The organism is Methylolobus aquaticus (assembly GCF_054172105.1).
Window position 1 is genome coordinate 26,043 of the sequence record NZ_JBSYXP010000009.1, and the last position, 14,555, is coordinate 40,597.

Here is a 14,555-nt window from a genome sequence, read left to right on the forward strand (position 1 = left end):
GCATCACTGCTTGTTGATCCGGACCTGATACGCGGAACCGTCCTGGTTCCTGCCCTGGCATTCGGCGCGTCCCTGCGGGTTCGTCGCACACTCGACGGCGGAGCGCTGGAAGCGGGTGCCATCGGGGCAGCGGATGTCGTCGGCCTGTTCGATCATCAGCTTCGAGCCCCTGAACGAGGAACGCACGGCCGCGCTACATTCCTGTTCCTTGCCGCCCGCGCGATGCCGCAGCCTGGCCGTCCCCTGCCCCTTGGCGAACTCGTACTCCAGCCGGACCGGGTTGCCGTCGGCGTCCTGAAGACCGGTCACCGACTGCCAGCGGCCGTTCATGAAATCGGTCGAACCCGTTTTGGCCGCATCCTTGGGGATCGTCAGCGGCGCACCGGCAGCCCCGTCGGGGCCGCCCGCGCCGCCTGGGCCAGGCACCTTCGGCGAGGTCTCCTTCGCCGATTTGTCATTCGCGGGCGTATCCTGCTTGCCGGCGGGATCGCCCGGCGGCTCCTCGGCGGGCTTCTGGGCCTCACCGGGCTGCTCGGAGTTCGGCGGTTCGGCGCCCTTCTCGGCCGGCGTCTGGGGTGGTGCGGGCTCATCCCCGCCCGGCGTCACGGCCTCCGCTCCGTCCTGTTCGGCCTCGCCTTCTGTGCGCTCGGACTCCGTCGCCTCGCCGGTTCGATCGACGACAGTGGACCCGGTCATGGACCGGTCGATCACGCCACTGCGATGGATCTCGTCGATGACGGTCTCATCGGGGGCGGTGTCGACCGGTAGCTCAGCCCCGTCGGGCTGCTCCGGGGCCGGCTCCGCGGCTTCATCGGGCAGGACTGCCGGTTTGTCCGCGACCGGCGCGATCAGCTCAGCGCCGGGGACCCACGCCGGGATGCAGCCCCTGAGGCCGAACAACAGCGCGCTGAGCAGCAACAGTCCGAGCAACAACAGCAGCCACCACGGCCAGCGCCACCAGCGGAAACGCGAGGTACTGTGCTCCGCATCGTCCACCACTGTCTCGGCCGTCTCCGCGCCGACGGCGGCATTAGCGGCATCGCCGCCGACGTCCAGCATCGCCAGCACGTCCTGGTAGTCCGGCGCATCGCGCTCGACGAAGCCCCAGAACGTCATGACGGGCCGGCCGTCGACCAGATAGACATGGTCCTCGCCCGGAATCCGGGTCGCGAGTTCCAGCAACCGACCGAAGACCTGTTGCTCGCTGTTGTCGGCGTCCTGCAGGAGGCGGCTCTTCGCGCTCAGTTCGCGCTGGGCCGCGAGCAGGCAGGCTTTCGCGTCCTCGCGTTCGGCGGTCGTCGCGGCCGTCCACGGCACGACGCTGCCTTCGCGCGGCGCATACCAGTCGATCGTGTCGCCCTTGTCGTCCTGCTGCGGAATCGCGAATAACTCGGCGAAATCCGCCCCGAGTTGCCGGCGTATCGCGGCGCGGAGCTGCGAAGCGGCACGGTAGACCGGGTTGCCGGTCGCACCGAGCGGCTTGTACTGCTTGACATTGCCGGATCTGAGCAACGCGCCAGCCATGTTCGCTTCCTGAAATCCCTCGTCGGCTACGATGGCGCCCGGGTGCACGGCCCTGCGTGTCACGGCGCCTGCGGGCGGAACGGCGCTGTCCGGATTGTAGCAAAGTCGTATTGGTGCCCGGCTGCGGACGCTTCAGGCCCACCGGTGCCGGGTAACCATTCCCCTCTTGACCGGCAGCAGGTGTGGGACTGGGGCGCCGAGACCGTCTGCGGGAGGGAACCCGCAGCCGAGCCTACAGGGAGGTATTCACGGCGTGTCTCGGCGCCCCGGTCCGCTCCGGCAACCAGCGAGGTCTAAACGATTACGCTACGTGTAGATCCCGCACGCAGCCGCGATAGCCGAGACGGCTGGGCACCACCAGATAGCTGCCTTCGTATCGGCGGGTTCACGGCAACTCCCAGTCCTCCAACTGCAATCCTTCCACCCGTCCGAACTCGTGGGTGTTGTGAGTCACCAGAACGGCAGCGAGTGATCGAGCATGGGCGGCGATCAGTATGTCGTAATGGCCAATCGGCTGACCCTTCCGCGCCAGCGCGCAGCGAATCTCAGCTGCCTCGATGGATTGCTCGTCGCTCCAATCCAGCACCTGCACATACTTGAGGAAGTGCGTCAGATTGGCTCGGTTCCTCTGCTGTTGCCGGGAATTACACACCCCGAATTCGAGTTCATAGCGGACGATCTGCGAAATCGTCACCGTTTCCGGCGGCATTCCTAACAGACGGTTCCGAAGAGTTGGCGGACTCCCATTGATGACGCCGATACACACATTGGTCTCGAGCATGTAATGGATCATTCCAGGGATTTCCGGGGCGTGTCGGCAGCCAGTTCCTCGGTGATCTCGAAGTCATCGCTGAAGCCGCTTAGGCCTTCGGTAAACCCTTCCCAAGACAGCATCCGCGGCGTCAGTATCAGACTGTCGCCGGAGCGACTAATGAAGACCTCTTTTGCATCCAGGCGAAATTCCTTGGGTAGACGAATCGCCTGACTGTTGCCGCTCGTGAAGACTTTCGCAGTGGAAGTTGCCATAGGTGCTGCTCCCATTTTGTAAACACAAAAATATATACGCTAACCGATCAGAAATGACCAGCCCCGGTCAAATCGGCGCATTTGCCGGCGCCGGTTCGATTACGGCGTCTTACAGCTCTGAATCAGTCGCCCGAGCTGCGCGGCCAATTCGTCCCGCCGCCCTACCAACAACTCGCGTTCCCGCTGCAACGTGGCGACCTGATCCTGCAGCGCGCAGTGCCCGAGACTCGCGGCTAGCGCACTGTGCCGCTCGATCAGTTCGCGTCGGAGGCGCTCGCCCTCCGCGCGTTCGGCCTTGAGCAACGCGACATAATCGGGCCCCCACGGCGGCCAGCGCAGCAGCGAGAAATGGAACGCTGCCCACCCGGCGACACCGAGCAGCAACAGCACGGCCGCCGCAACAACCGTCCAGCGGGCACGACGGCCGGGCGCAGACACAGCGGCGCCCGCGTCAGGTTCGAATCGCGGCAGCACACCATAAGCCCAGAAAATCACGACGGGCTGACCGCCGACGACATAGATCGCGTCGTCGCCCGGGAATGCGGTCGCCTGCAGCAAGGCCGGCGCGTCGGTGCATTCCGGGTCGAGTTCGGGTAAACGGCGCGCCAGTTCCCGGATCGCTTCCAGCCGGGTGTCGAGCACCCGGCGGACCCGTGGCAGCTCGGGCTCGGGGAGATCCAGCAAGCGCTCGGGCTGACCGCCCAGCGGCGTGAACCAGTCCAGCTGGCTGCCGTCAGCGAACGGAACCGGTTCGGCCAACACATTCGCGACCGCGAGCGACAGATAACGGCGGATCAGGCCGTGCAGCCGTTTGAACATGGCCGGGTCCGGCACCTTGACCCCGGCCGGCAAGGCATAGGCATCGGCTGCCGTGCGGGCAATCCGGCAGCGCGTCATCGCGGTGACTCCGGTTCACACGGCATGGGCCGATCACCGCGAACCGCGCCAGCCCCTGGCGGCACCGAGATCTTGCCTCGCTCCATGTCGCCCGTGTTCATTTGCAATGCGCCGGCTTCTCGGCGTCGCTCGCGGCGCGCTTGACCAGTTGATCCAGATTCATGCCGGAGCGGGGTGTCAACACATCGCCCCCGGTCAGGTTCGCGATGCAGTTCACCGCGCCATCACCGACGATGTCGACCACATTGATCTTCAACTTGGGCTTGGCGGCCTTCAGCGAGGCCGCGGCCGCACACGGATTGCCGCCGCAACTGTCCTTCCCGTCCGAGACGACGACCATGACGGCCGGCGCACGGACACCATCGACCCGGCGAGCCGCCTGCAGCAGTCCGTCCGCGAGCGGAGTGCCCTGGCGCGGCGTCAGCCCGTGCACCGTCTGCAACAAGCGGCGGCGCTGGGCGTTCTCGAACAAGCCGTAGTCGGTCGCACGCGGGCAGTCCTCCAGCACCGCGAGCGCCACGTCGACATCCGCCGGCAGCGACTGAACGACGCTGGTAACCGACTGTTGCGCCGACTGCAGCCGGGTCGGCCCGTGCGCGGTCTGCATGACCATTTCATACGCCGCGGCGAAGGGAGCGCACATCAGCGGACCCATCACGGCGACGCAGCTCTCGAACGCCGTGACCGCAGCCGCGCTGGCGCTGTCGAGCACCTCCGGCGTCCGCATGCTGCCGGAGGCATCCAGCACGATGGCCACATCGGGCGCATCCTCGGGCGGACGTTCGCCCGGACAAGGCGGCAACGCGCCGGCCTTGGCTTCCGGCGGTGGTGGGGGCGGCGGCGCGGGCGCGGCTGGCGCCGCCGGGGTTGGAGGCGGCTTAGGCTCCGACGCCGGTGGCTTGACTGGGACCGCTTCCGGCGGTGGCGGCTTGCTCGGGGGCGGCTTGACTGGTTCCGGCTTGGGTGGCGGAGGCGGCCGGTTGCAGGCTTCCCGCTGATCCTTCAGCCGCGCCCGTAAGCTCTTGAGTTTCGCCTGCAGGCGCCGCTGCTCCGCACGGGCTTCGACCAAGGCCTGATCGCGACACGCCGAGACACGCTTGGCCAGGTTCGCGCGCAATTCCTGCAATCTTGCCGCCAGCTCGCGGGCTTCCGTCTGCAATCGCATGGTTTCGGCCTGGGCCGCGCAAAAAACGACTCGGTTCCGGACCTGCTCCCGCAACTCGGCGAGTTGCTTCGACAGCACGGTTCCTTCGCTATGCAAACCCTCGAGCGAGGTCTGCAGCGCACAGGTGCGCAGGGCTTCGGCCAACTGCCGTTCACGCTGCAGCAAATCGCGGCGCAGCTGTTCGCCCTGCCGACGGTCTTCCGCGAGGAGCGCGGCGTAGTCGGTCCTATCGAACAGCCGATCGAGCAAACCGAAGTACCAGGCCGCCCCGGCCAATGCGGCCAGCAAGGTGCCGGCTAGCAGGGTGAGCAGCCAAAGCCGCGTTCGTGGCGCCCGGGGCGCCTCAATCCTGGCCGGCGCCGCGGCGTCCGGTGGCGGCTCACCGTAACCCCAGAACGTGACGACCGGCTGTCCGTCGACGACATAGATCGCGTCGTCCGACGGATAGGTCGTGGCCTGACGGAGCATCTGGGACAGCGCCTCGGACCGGATCACCGCGCGACGCGCCGCCAGCGTCCGTATCGCCTGCAGCCGGTCACCGAGCAGCTTGTCGGCTCTTGTCCGCGCCGGGCCAGTCAGCGTCCGCAGCGGGACCGGTTGACCTGCCAGAGACGTAAACCAGTCGACATAGCCCGCTGCGGCGTTCTCGACCGGTTCGGCCAGCACGCTGACGACGGTGGGCGGCAAATGGCGCCGCAGGACGGCATTGATCTCGCGATAGGTTCCCGCATCGGGTCGCGGCACGCCAGCCGGCAGGGGATAGGCGCCGATCGCTGTCCGGGCGAGTCTGAGGCGATCGGCCATTCCGTTCGCAACCGGCAGGGGTCAGCGGAGCCGGGCGCCGGGCCGCTGGCGACTTGCGCCGCCCGAGCGCCGCTGCCACCGGCACCGTCTCATGGTTTGAGCCGGCTGGCGTAGTAGTCGAGCGCCCAGCGGGTCTTGCTCTGCTCGTCGGCGTCTTGCTGCGCGCCAACCTCGGCAATGAACGCCCGGAAACCGCCGATCGCCGCCGCAGCCTGCACGATCGACGCCTTGATGGACAGTTCCATCAACCGGTCGCCATCGTCGCGCTTCCACAATTCGGCGGTGATCTCCCACGGGCAGCCGGGATCCATGAATTGCCACCGATGGGCCTTCAGCGGCCCCAGCACGCTCAGCGCGTCGTAATCGATCTTGCGGTCCGCCATATCCGTCAGAAAGCGCTCCTGCTCCTTGCTGAACAGCTTGGCAATCGATTTGTCGCCGCTGGCAACCTTTTTGATCAGGCCCTTCTCGACCGGCATCGTGAACGACGCCGACTTGACCACGCCCTTCTCGCTGGCATCGGCCTCGATCTTGAAGCCCCGGTGTTTGCACCACTTGGCCGGGATCTCGGCCGGCACGACCGGCCGGAACTTGATCGTACTGTCGTGTTCGTCGCCGACGATGCGCCGGGCGCGGGCGATGATCCCGTCCTCCAACAGCGTCAACCCCGGCGTGTCGAAGAAATAAATGTACCGTTCCTCGTCGTTGTCGACGGTCAGACGATAATGCGCGAGCGCGGCGTCGATCTGATGTTCGGCCACGGTGGCCTTGATCTCGATCGCCTCGACGCCCGACACCATGCTCGCGACCTGGCCTGCCGTTGCAGCTGTCTCTTTCATCGTTCACCTCCTGTAATGGGTTGCAGATTCGTCATGCGGACGCGCACTCGGCAGGGACGATGATAACGGGTCCATTCCCAAAGGAAACAGCGCGGCGCCGTTTCGCTGCGTCTGCCAGCCCTTAAGTCGGCAACGCGGCTGTCGCAGGACTTGGACGGCGTAAGGTCGTTCCGGCACCGGATCGGCGTGGCGACGGAGGGCTTCAGGCGGCGTCGGCCAGCCGGCCTTTGCCTTGAGCTCAGCCGCGCCCGTCGGGTATCGTTAACCGTATCGTTCCGCAACCGATACGCCGAGCACCCGCCATGTCGGATTCCATAGGCATACTGCTGATCATCATCACCCTCGCCGGCGCCTGGCAGGTTTTCGAGAAAGCCGGCCGCGAAGGCTGGGAAGCCATCATCCCCATCTACAACATCTACGTGCTGACGCAGATCACCGGACAGCCCTGGTGGCTGCTGGTGTTGTCGCTGACACCGGTGGTCAACGTGTTCGCTACGGGCTTTCTGTATCTGAAGCTCGCCCAGCGCTTCGGGAAGGAGTGGCCTTACCTGCTGGGTCTGCTGCTGTTGCCGTTCGTGTTTTTTCCGCTGCTCGGCTTCGGCGACGCGCGCTATTCCGCGCCGCCGCCCCGCGCCTGATTCCGGATTCGGGTCCAACTGCTTCGCCTCCACCAACGACCTCAATCGCCTGCACGCGATCACAAACCATGCCGTCAGCTGCCCACCTACACACCACCGCACTCGTCGCCGGTTCGACCGGGATCGTCGGGCGCGAATGCGTCAGATTGCTGGCCGCCGACGAAACCGTCGCGGAGGTGCGGGCGCTGGTGCGCCGCAGCCGTCCGGATGCCGCGGCAGTGCCGCGGGTTCACGACTGTCTCGTCGATTACGAACACCTCGACGCGAGCAGCGCAGCCTTCCGCGTGGATCTCGTCTTCTGCGCACTGGGCACGACCCTGCGCGACGCCGGCTCACGCGAGTCCTTCCGGCGAGTCGATTTCGACTACACGCTGCGCGTGGCCGAAGCGGCGCGTGCCGCGGGCGCCCGGCACCTGTTGCTGGTCAGCGCCGCCGGGGCCGATGCCGGGTCGCGGTTCTTCTACAACCGGGTCAAGGGCGAGCTGGAAGAGGCCGTGGTTCGACTCGGTTATCCCTCGGTCACGATTGCGCGACCGTCCCTGCTGATCGGGGAGCGCAGCTCGATGCGCTTCGGGGAAGAACTCGGCAAACGGCTGGCATGGCTCCTGCCGGAGCGGTGGAAGCCGGTTTCCGCCACCCAGGTTGCCCTGGCGCTGGTCCGAGCCGCGCATGAGGATGTGCCGGGGGTCCAGTTCCTGGAGAACCCCGCGCTGCGCGCCGCTCGCTGACCGGGGATTACGATGCCGGCTGTTTGCGGATGGACGACACGACGAGGTGGAGTATCATCAATCCCTGATGAGCCCACAACACGGAGGCAATATGAAGACTTTCATCATTTCCGGTAGCCACGGCACTGACGACCCGACGATGGCCACGCTACCGTTCATCGCCGCGAAAGCGGCCAAGGAGCAAGGGCACGATGTCGTGCTGTGGCTTTGGAACGAAGCCGTGGTCCTGGCACGCAAAGGCGTCGCCGACCATGTCACGGGCGTGAACCTGACACCGTTGAAGGACCTGCTGGCCGCGGTACAGGCCGCCGGCATCCCGATCTGGGTCTGCGGCGCCTGCGCCGTGGCACGCCAGGTCGGCGACGCGGACCTCGTGGCCGGTTCGACCATCAAGGGCATGCCGGACTACATCGCGGCCGTGCTGGAGCGCGACAAGAGCGTGATGTTCTGAGGCCCGGGGGCGCGAAGCCGTTCTCCGGCCTGTGGTAAATCCCGGGTCGCGCAACACCTCGATCCCAGGGAAAACGACCAGACGGCGGCACAGATCGCGCCCCACGATGCGCCCGCGGCCCCGGCTGCGTCCCGACGACGCCGGGGGACGCGCACACTCAGCGGGGCCGGACCTCATGCTTCCGCGGATAGGCGGTAGCCTCCATGACCGTCCAGTAGGTCGTGCCGACGAAACCGTACGCCCACTGTTCGGTCACCTTGACGTCGGCAATCTCGTCGCCGGCTGCTTCCTGTAGCAGCTCCTCATAGGCGCGACGCTGCCGTGAATTCACATTGATCGGAATCACCAGCAGCAGCTGAAATCCGCCGGCCTCCGCGGTGATTCGCCGGCCCTGTGTCCGGTCGATCTTGCTGACATCGGTCACGCTGGCGATCTTGACGGGGTCTCCGGCACATCCGGCCAGCATCACAACCAAAAGGCTTGCCATCAGGCTGCGGATCACGGTGTTCATCGCCGCTCCTCCTTGATCGCGTCCCCGGAAATCGTGGTGCAGCGTGTCGTCGCCAGCAACCACCAGAACCAATCATCCTGAAGTTCGACGTTGATCAGGGCGGTCGCGCCCGGAACCGACTGGACCGCCAACTGGTAAGCGCGCTCCACGCGGGAATTCAGTCCCATCGGGATCACGTAATAGGCCGTCCCCAGGATGCCGATCGAGCCGCAGGCCTTGCCCGTGGCCTTGGCCATCACGCGATACTTGGCCGGCGGCATGGGCGCGACCGTTACTGGCGCGGAGGCACAGCCGGACAACACCAGCGCCGTCAGCACCATCAAGCCGCTGGCAAGGCATTTCATCGTAGTCATGGCGAGTCCCTCTTGTGCCCGGCGGCGCGCCCGCCGTCACGCCGGACGCGATTCCCCCTGAACATTCTTCTAATCGCGCACGCGGAGTGGGTCAATGCGTAGGACTTCCCATAGACCGGCAGTGGCAAGTCGGGGTAGCTTGGTGGGCTTGCGAGGCTCGCCCAGCCGCGCTTGGAAGCAAACAAGCCGGCACGCGACGATTGGGCGAAGAGGGGAAAGGGCGCGCCCGGGTCAGGTCCCGGAAGCCTGCTGCGGCTTCGCGAGCCAGGCCGCCAGCACGAAGGCGCTGGCAGCACCGACGCTGACCGTGAGCCCTATTGCCCGCAACACCGGCGTCTGCGACAGCGCCAGCAGCCCGAAGGGCAACAGCGTCGTCATCGTGCAGACCAGCAGCGAGAACTGCGTGCGGCGATGCTCCTCGCGGTCGGCCGGCGGGCGGTTGAAGAACAGGCCGTAGTCCATCGCCAGGCCCATGACCAGCAGCAGCGAGACCAGGTGAAACAGCGACAGTCCGCCGCTGACGACCCGGATCAGGGTGCCGGTGAACACCAGCGCCAGACCCATCGGCAGCACAACCCGCAAAGCCGCGCTCCAGGCACCGAGACCGGCGCGGAGCAGCAGTACGATCACGAGCCCACCGAGTGACAACATCGCCAGAGTTTCCTCGCGGTAACGGGTAATCAGCCGGGTCGATTCCTCGCGCAGATCGACGAGCCGTCCGCCCGCAGCCGCGACGGCCTCGGCCAGCCGGCCCGGCGCCGTAGACTCGCCCAGCGTGACGAGCCCGACCCACTGCGCCTCGAAAGGAAACAACAGCGGTTCCAGCGGCAAACCCAGCGACGTCTCGCGCAGATCGGCCAGCTCCAATGGCGACTGATTGCGCGCTGCGGTGACGGCTGCCACGAAAGGCTCGAAACTGCCGGGCCTGAACGGCAGCCCACGCGCGGCAACACTCAGGTCACGGCGCAGTTGGCCCGGGTCCGGCAGAACTGCCCGGCGTTCCAACTGCCGCGCGGCACTGGGCAGGTAATGCGCAGCGAGGTCGTACCCCGTAAGCGAACCCGCACCAACCATTTCATCCAATGGACCGGACAAGGCTTCGGTCCGCCGCAGCACGTCTTCTGCTGTCGGGCCGATGATCAGCGCGATCCGGTTCAGTTCGGGCGCCCGCAGTTCGGCCCGCAGTTCCTGATCGAAGCGCTGACTGCTTTCGGACAGCGGGCTCAGATGCGCGATATCGTCGTCCCAGACCGGCATCGCGAGCCGCGCGTTCACCGCCGCAAGCACTACGAGTCCCAGCGGAAGCAGGGCGCGCAAGCCCGCCTGTCGGCCGCGGTCGAGCAGCCCAAATAAGGCCGGCCAATGCGGCAGATTCAACGCGCCGGACAGGAATGCCGGCATCACCCAACGGCAGACGAGACCCGCGGCCAGCAGGCCGGTAATCGAAAACACGCCGAGTTCGACGAGCCCCGGAAAGCCCGAGAACAGCATCGCACCGAAACCGGCCACCGTCGCGAGCACCCCCAGGCGAATGGTCGGCCAGACCCGCCGGATCGATGCGGCGACCGGTTCCCCGGCGTTCAAGTGGGTGAATAGATGAACGGGGTAATCGTTTGCGAAGCCAATCAGGGCCGAACCGAAACCGAGCACGATCCCGTTGAGGTTGCCCGAGTAGGCCGCGACGGCCGCCATGCCGGCCAACGCCCCGGAGCCCAGCGGCAGCAACGTCAGCAGCACGAAGCGCAGCGAACGGTAGACCCGCCACAGGAACAGGCTGACCGCGATCATCGTCAGCGTCGAGATGAACTCGGCGTCGCGGGTGATCGTGTCGTTGATCTCGACCGAGAAAGGCCCCGGTCCGCTCAGCGCCAGCGTCATGGAGGGCGGATTGGCGAGTTCCGCGAACGCGCGGCGTATCCGGTCAACCGCCCGGCCTTGGGCATCCATGTCGAACCCGGCGGCCCGTGTCTGCGCGATCAGCAGCGCGCGGGTGCCATCGCGGGCGAACCACACGCCGTGGCGTCGCTCCGGCTGCGCCTGCCCCTGCAGACGCCGAAAAATCGCGAGACTCTCGCCGGTCGGATCGCCCGCCAACAGATGTTTGGTGGCCAGGCCCAACGTCGTCCCGAGTTCGGCGAGCCGCGCCTCCAGCGCTGCGCGCAAGGCATCGGGGTCGAAATGGCCCGGCGCCACGGCCGGACTCAGCAAGTAGCGGTGTTCCATGACGAAGCGCGTGTCGGCGTCCGACCACGCGGCCTCGCCATTGAGGACCCGTTCGAATTCGGGAGCCTTGCGCAATGCGCGGCCGAGTGCGGCACTGGCCGATGCCAGCTCGGCCGGCTCGGCACCGGCCAGCGCGATCAGCACCAGCCGCGACGGAAAGCCGCTGCGCAACTGATCGACCAGAATTCGCTCCTCGGTGCTCGGGTTGCGCGGCAGGAAGTACAGGAGGTCCTGGCTGACCGGCGGCGCGCGCCACAGCATCCAGCCGGAACCGGCCAACATCGCCAGCCACAGCGCGATGGCAAACCGGCTGCTCATGCGCACCGGCTCCGCTCGAGCGAACCAATGTCCGGCCCATCGTGCAGCGCGGCAACTGGAACCGCTTTCGTTAAAATGACCACGAGCGGCCTGACCCCGTCAGAAGCCGTCCGGGTATCGTGGCCTGCCTTACTCTGTCCCCCGATGCTGTACACCGGCCTGAAAATCGCCATCTTCGCGCTCTTGCTGCTCAACGCCGCATTCTATATGGCGCGCGCGGACGCCAGCAGTGCGCTCGACGAGGCGGCCTGGCTGCTTTTGCTGTTCCTGTTCGAGTGGGAAGCCTCGGGCCGCCGGCAACCGGCTACCGATCGCCTACGCGCTGTGATTCCCGCAGTCCGGCTGACCGCCGCGGCCGCCGTGGTTGTTGCGGCCATCGCCTTTGCGGCCGAGGGCTCGTGGCTGGACGTCACCAATTCGGGACTGTGGATCGCGGTGGTTGCCTTGCTCGAAGTCGAAGTCCGCTGGCCGCATCTGGTGATCATGAACGAACGGCTCTTCGTGACGACCGCCGCGCTGCTGTACGGCGGACTCGGCCTGCTGGTGCTGGCCTGGGTCTGGCGCGACGAGTGGCTGGATGCCTACGACGCGCTGCTGTGGATACTGGCTTTCGCGTTCATCGAGATGGACATGCTGCGCTTCTCACGGCGAACGGGCGGCGCGTCGGACGAGAACATGCGACCGGCCGGCAACATTCGCTGAGGCCTCGTCCCAGGTTTGACGCTCAGCCGCCTCACGCAAGTTTCGACGGCACCGGCCCGCGACCGGCCAGCAGCACGATGACCGCCAGCGCGCAGAACACCGCACCCGCCGAAAAGGTGCCGACCGCGCCGATCCGGTCCCAGAGCACGCCGGCCAGCACGCTCGCGATCAGCATCGCGCCACCGGCAACCAGATTGAAGAAGCCGTAAGCCGTTCCGCGTAAATCCGCGGGCGCCGTGTCGGCGACCAGCTTCGCGAACAGGCCTTGCGTGACCCCGAGGTGCAGGCCCCACAGCGATATGCCCAGCCACACCCAGCCCCAGGCCGGGCTGTACGCCAGGGCCGCGTCGGCCGCCATCAACAGGACCAGACCGAGCAGCAGCAAGCGCTGATGGCTCATCCGATCCGACAGCCGCCCGAAGGGATAGGCGGACAGCGAATAGACCACGTTCATCGCGACCAGCACCAGCGGGGTATAGGCCAGCGGCAGCCCGCCCTGGGTTGCCCGAAGCACCAGAAAGGCCTCCGAAAACCGGGCCAGTGTGAACAGCGCACCGACCGCGACGACGCCCCAGTAAGCCCGCGGCAAACGCCGGAGGCTATCCCGGACGATGGGGTTCGTCCGCACGGAGCCAGCTGGATGCTCAGGCTCGGTGATGCCGCCGATCAGCAGCGCAACCGACAGCAAGCCGGGAATGATCGCGACCCAGAACACCGCGCGGATATCGTTCGCCCACAGCAGCATCAGTCCCATCGCCAGCAGCGGCCCGAGAAACGCACCGACCGTGTCCAGCGACTGCCGCAGGCCGAACGCGGCGCCGCGCAACTCCGGCGGCGCGATGTCGGCGACCAGCGCATCGCGGGGCGCGCCGCGAATGCCCTTGCCGATCCGGTCGCTCAGTCGCGCGAACAACACCATGTCGGCGCTGGCCGCAATCGCGAACAAGGGTTTCGACACCGCCCCGAGGCCGTAGCCGAGCACCGCCAGCCCCTTCCTGCGACCCCAGCGATCCGACAGCACGCCCGAGAACACCTTGACGATCAGCGCCGTCGCCTCGCCCAGCCCTTCGATCACTCCGACCGCGAGCGCACTGGCCCCGAGCGTCGTGACCAGGAACACCGGCAGCAGGCTGTGGATCAGCTCCGACGACACGTCCATCAGCAGGCTGACGAAGCCGAGGATCCAGATCGCGCGGGGCATGTGGGCAGCGGGTGAGGATGGGGGAACTGAAGGCATCGGGTTGTCCATGGGACTCGGCAGGACTTTGCGGCAGATGGCGGGACAGGGTATCACCGCCGGGGATGCGCGACATTGCACCCCAATCGCTTCCTGCGCCGCTGGGGCAGGACTGATCCGCGTCCAACGGCTTGCCAACCCGCGTTCAAAGCTTTGACGCCGGGGATGCGGAGGCTTCGAACGACCCGCGTCGATGCAACGCGTTCTCTCACATCACGCTCGGCGCGCTTTAGGCGTTGCATGACAGCGGCCACCGCCGACCAAACGCGATAGAATCCCGCGATGGCATCAGCCCCGAAGCAAACCCGATGAGTGCGGCTGTCCCAAACCGAACGCCCACCGCTTACGAGCGACTGTGTGCACTGCCCGAGGGCATGACCGGCGAAATCATCGGCGGGGAGTTGCATACACAACCCCGACCATCCGGGAAGCACGCCCAGGCCCAGACCGGCCTGAACGTGGATCTGGGCGGACCGTTCGGCTTCGGCCGGGGCGGACCGGGTGGCTGGTGGATACTGCCGGAACCCGAACTGCATTTCGTGCGGGACACCGAAGTCGTCGTGCCGGATCTGGCCGGCTGGCGGCGAGAGCGCATGCCGGACTTGCCCGACGATCACCGTTTCGAAGTCGTACCCGACTGGGTTTGCGAGATTCTGTCGCCCGGCACCGTCAAGAAGGACCGCGTGCTGAAGCTGCCGCTGTATGCCCGCCATGGCGTCGGGCATGTGTGGCTGGTCGATCCCATCGCACGCACGCTCGAAGCGTTCGAACTCAGGGAACACGCCTGGATGCTGATCGCCGCGCTCAAGGATGATGACCAAGTGCAGTTACCGCCATTCGAGGCGGTGAGCTTTGCGCTTTCGGACTTGTGGGCACCGGACGCGATACCGCCGACCGGCTGATCAGCGGCCGTAGCGCGCGCAGGGCGCGCGGAGAAGGGGTAAGTGTTCACGCCCCCCTCGCGAGAGCGGGCCGGGAGTCCGAGACACGCCGTGAATCCGTCCCTGGAGGCTCGACTGCGGCTTCCCTTCCGCAGACGGTCTCTTCCTCCCGGCCCGCTCCCACGGACAAGCAGAGGGGGCGGGTGAATGGTTACGGAGAAGGGCTCGTTTCAAAGTAGCCACAAGGCATGAGAGCTG

General features: G+C 66.6%; 15 protein-coding genes. 5 read left to right on the plus strand and 10 right to left on the minus strand.

Annotation, left to right across the window (positions count from 1 at the left end; translation table 11 throughout):
* Nucleotides 1–3 precede the first annotated feature (3 nt).
* The 6 genes from ACW73L_RS13265 to ACW73L_RS13290 all read right to left on the minus strand — a co-directional run bounded on the left by ACW73L_RS13265 (nucleotide 4) and on the right by ACW73L_RS13290 (nucleotide 6,255).
* On the minus strand, nucleotides 4–1,587 hold the full coding sequence (locus ACW73L_RS13265; RefSeq protein ID WP_498922645.1) for an SrfA family protein: 1,584 nt from the start codon (nucleotides 1,585–1,587) through the stop codon (nucleotides 4–6).
* 322 nt (nucleotides 1,588–1,909) lie between these two features.
* On the minus strand, nucleotides 1,910–2,317 hold the full coding sequence (gene vapC, locus ACW73L_RS13270) for a type II toxin-antitoxin system tRNA(fMet)-specific endonuclease VapC (protein ID WP_498922647.1): 408 nt from the start codon (nucleotides 2,315–2,317) through the stop codon (nucleotides 1,910–1,912).
* Entirely contained in the window at nucleotides 2,314–2,550 is a 237-nt protein-coding gene (locus tag ACW73L_RS13275; protein WP_139557845.1) for an antitoxin, read from the minus strand. The genes vapC and ACW73L_RS13275 overlap by 4 nt, the downstream gene beginning before the upstream one ends.
* A 99-nt stretch (nucleotides 2,551–2,649) precedes the next feature.
* Nucleotides 2,650–3,447, minus strand: coding sequence for a hypothetical protein (locus ACW73L_RS13280; protein ID WP_498922648.1), 798 nt, complete (start codon nucleotides 3,445–3,447; stop codon nucleotides 2,650–2,652).
* Between the two features lie 97 nt (nucleotides 3,448–3,544).
* Nucleotides 3,545–5,416 (minus strand): VWA domain-containing protein, encoded by a 1,872-nt coding sequence (locus ACW73L_RS13285; protein WP_498922650.1) that lies wholly within the window; start codon nucleotides 5,414–5,416, stop codon nucleotides 3,545–3,547.
* A gap of 89 nt (nucleotides 5,417–5,505) precedes the next feature.
* Nucleotides 5,506–6,255: a hypothetical protein gene (locus tag ACW73L_RS13290; protein WP_498922651.1), complete on the minus strand. Its 750-nt coding sequence runs from the start codon at nucleotides 6,253–6,255 to the stop codon at nucleotides 5,506–5,508.
* Nucleotides 6,256–6,557: 302 nt separating this feature from the next.
* On the opposite strand from ACW73L_RS13290, the gene ACW73L_RS13295 reads away from it, so the two are divergent.
* From ACW73L_RS13295 to ACW73L_RS13305, 3 genes are all read left to right on the plus strand, one after another.
* Nucleotides 6,558–6,893 (plus strand): DUF5684 domain-containing protein, encoded by a 336-nt coding sequence (locus ACW73L_RS13295; protein ID WP_498922653.1) that lies wholly within the window; start codon nucleotides 6,558–6,560, stop codon nucleotides 6,891–6,893.
* Nucleotides 6,894–6,961: 68 nt separating this feature from the next.
* On the plus strand, nucleotides 6,962–7,621 hold the full coding sequence (locus ACW73L_RS13300; protein WP_498922655.1) for an NAD(P)H-binding protein: 660 nt from the start codon (nucleotides 6,962–6,964) through the stop codon (nucleotides 7,619–7,621).
* A gap of 91 nt (nucleotides 7,622–7,712) precedes the next feature.
* Nucleotides 7,713–8,072, plus strand: coding sequence for a DsrE family protein (locus tag ACW73L_RS13305; protein WP_498922656.1), 360 nt, complete (start codon nucleotides 7,713–7,715; stop codon nucleotides 8,070–8,072).
* A 157-nt stretch (nucleotides 8,073–8,229) separates the two neighbouring features.
* On the opposite strand, the gene ACW73L_RS13310 is transcribed toward ACW73L_RS13305, so the two are convergent.
* The 3 genes from ACW73L_RS13310 to ACW73L_RS13320 form a co-directional block, all read right to left on the minus strand.
* Nucleotides 8,230–8,583, minus strand: a complete 354-nt coding sequence (locus ACW73L_RS13310) for a hypothetical protein (protein WP_498922658.1) — start codon at nucleotides 8,581–8,583, stop codon at nucleotides 8,230–8,232.
* Nucleotides 8,580–8,936 carry a hypothetical protein gene (locus ACW73L_RS13315; protein WP_498922659.1) on the minus strand — a complete coding sequence of 119 codons (357 nt, stop codon included), beginning with the start codon at nucleotides 8,934–8,936 and terminating at the stop codon, nucleotides 8,580–8,582. Before ACW73L_RS13315 ends, ACW73L_RS13310 begins: the two co-directional genes overlap by 4 nt.
* 231 nt (nucleotides 8,937–9,167) lie before the next feature.
* Nucleotides 9,168–11,477: an MMPL family transporter gene (locus ACW73L_RS13320; protein WP_498922660.1), complete on the minus strand. Its 2,310-nt coding sequence runs from the start codon at nucleotides 11,475–11,477 to the stop codon at nucleotides 9,168–9,170.
* A gap of 75 nt (nucleotides 11,478–11,552) precedes the next feature.
* On the opposite strand from ACW73L_RS13320, the gene ACW73L_RS13325 reads away from it, so the two are divergent.
* Nucleotides 11,553–12,179 carry a hypothetical protein gene (locus ACW73L_RS13325; protein WP_498922662.1) on the plus strand — a complete coding sequence of 209 codons (627 nt, stop codon included), beginning with the start codon at nucleotides 11,553–11,555 and terminating at the stop codon, nucleotides 12,177–12,179.
* A 31-nt stretch (nucleotides 12,180–12,210) separates the two neighbouring features.
* On the opposite strand, the gene ACW73L_RS13330 is transcribed toward ACW73L_RS13325, so the two are convergent.
* Nucleotides 12,211–13,416, minus strand: coding sequence for an MFS transporter (locus ACW73L_RS13330; protein ID WP_498922663.1), 1,206 nt, complete (start codon nucleotides 13,414–13,416; stop codon nucleotides 12,211–12,213).
* A 308-nt stretch (nucleotides 13,417–13,724) separates the two neighbouring features.
* On the opposite strand from ACW73L_RS13330, the gene ACW73L_RS13335 reads away from it, so the two are divergent.
* Entirely contained in the window at nucleotides 13,725–14,318 is a 594-nt protein-coding gene (locus ACW73L_RS13335; protein WP_498922664.1) for a Uma2 family endonuclease, read from the plus strand.
* The last annotated feature ends 237 nt before the right edge of the window (nucleotides 14,319–14,555 follow it).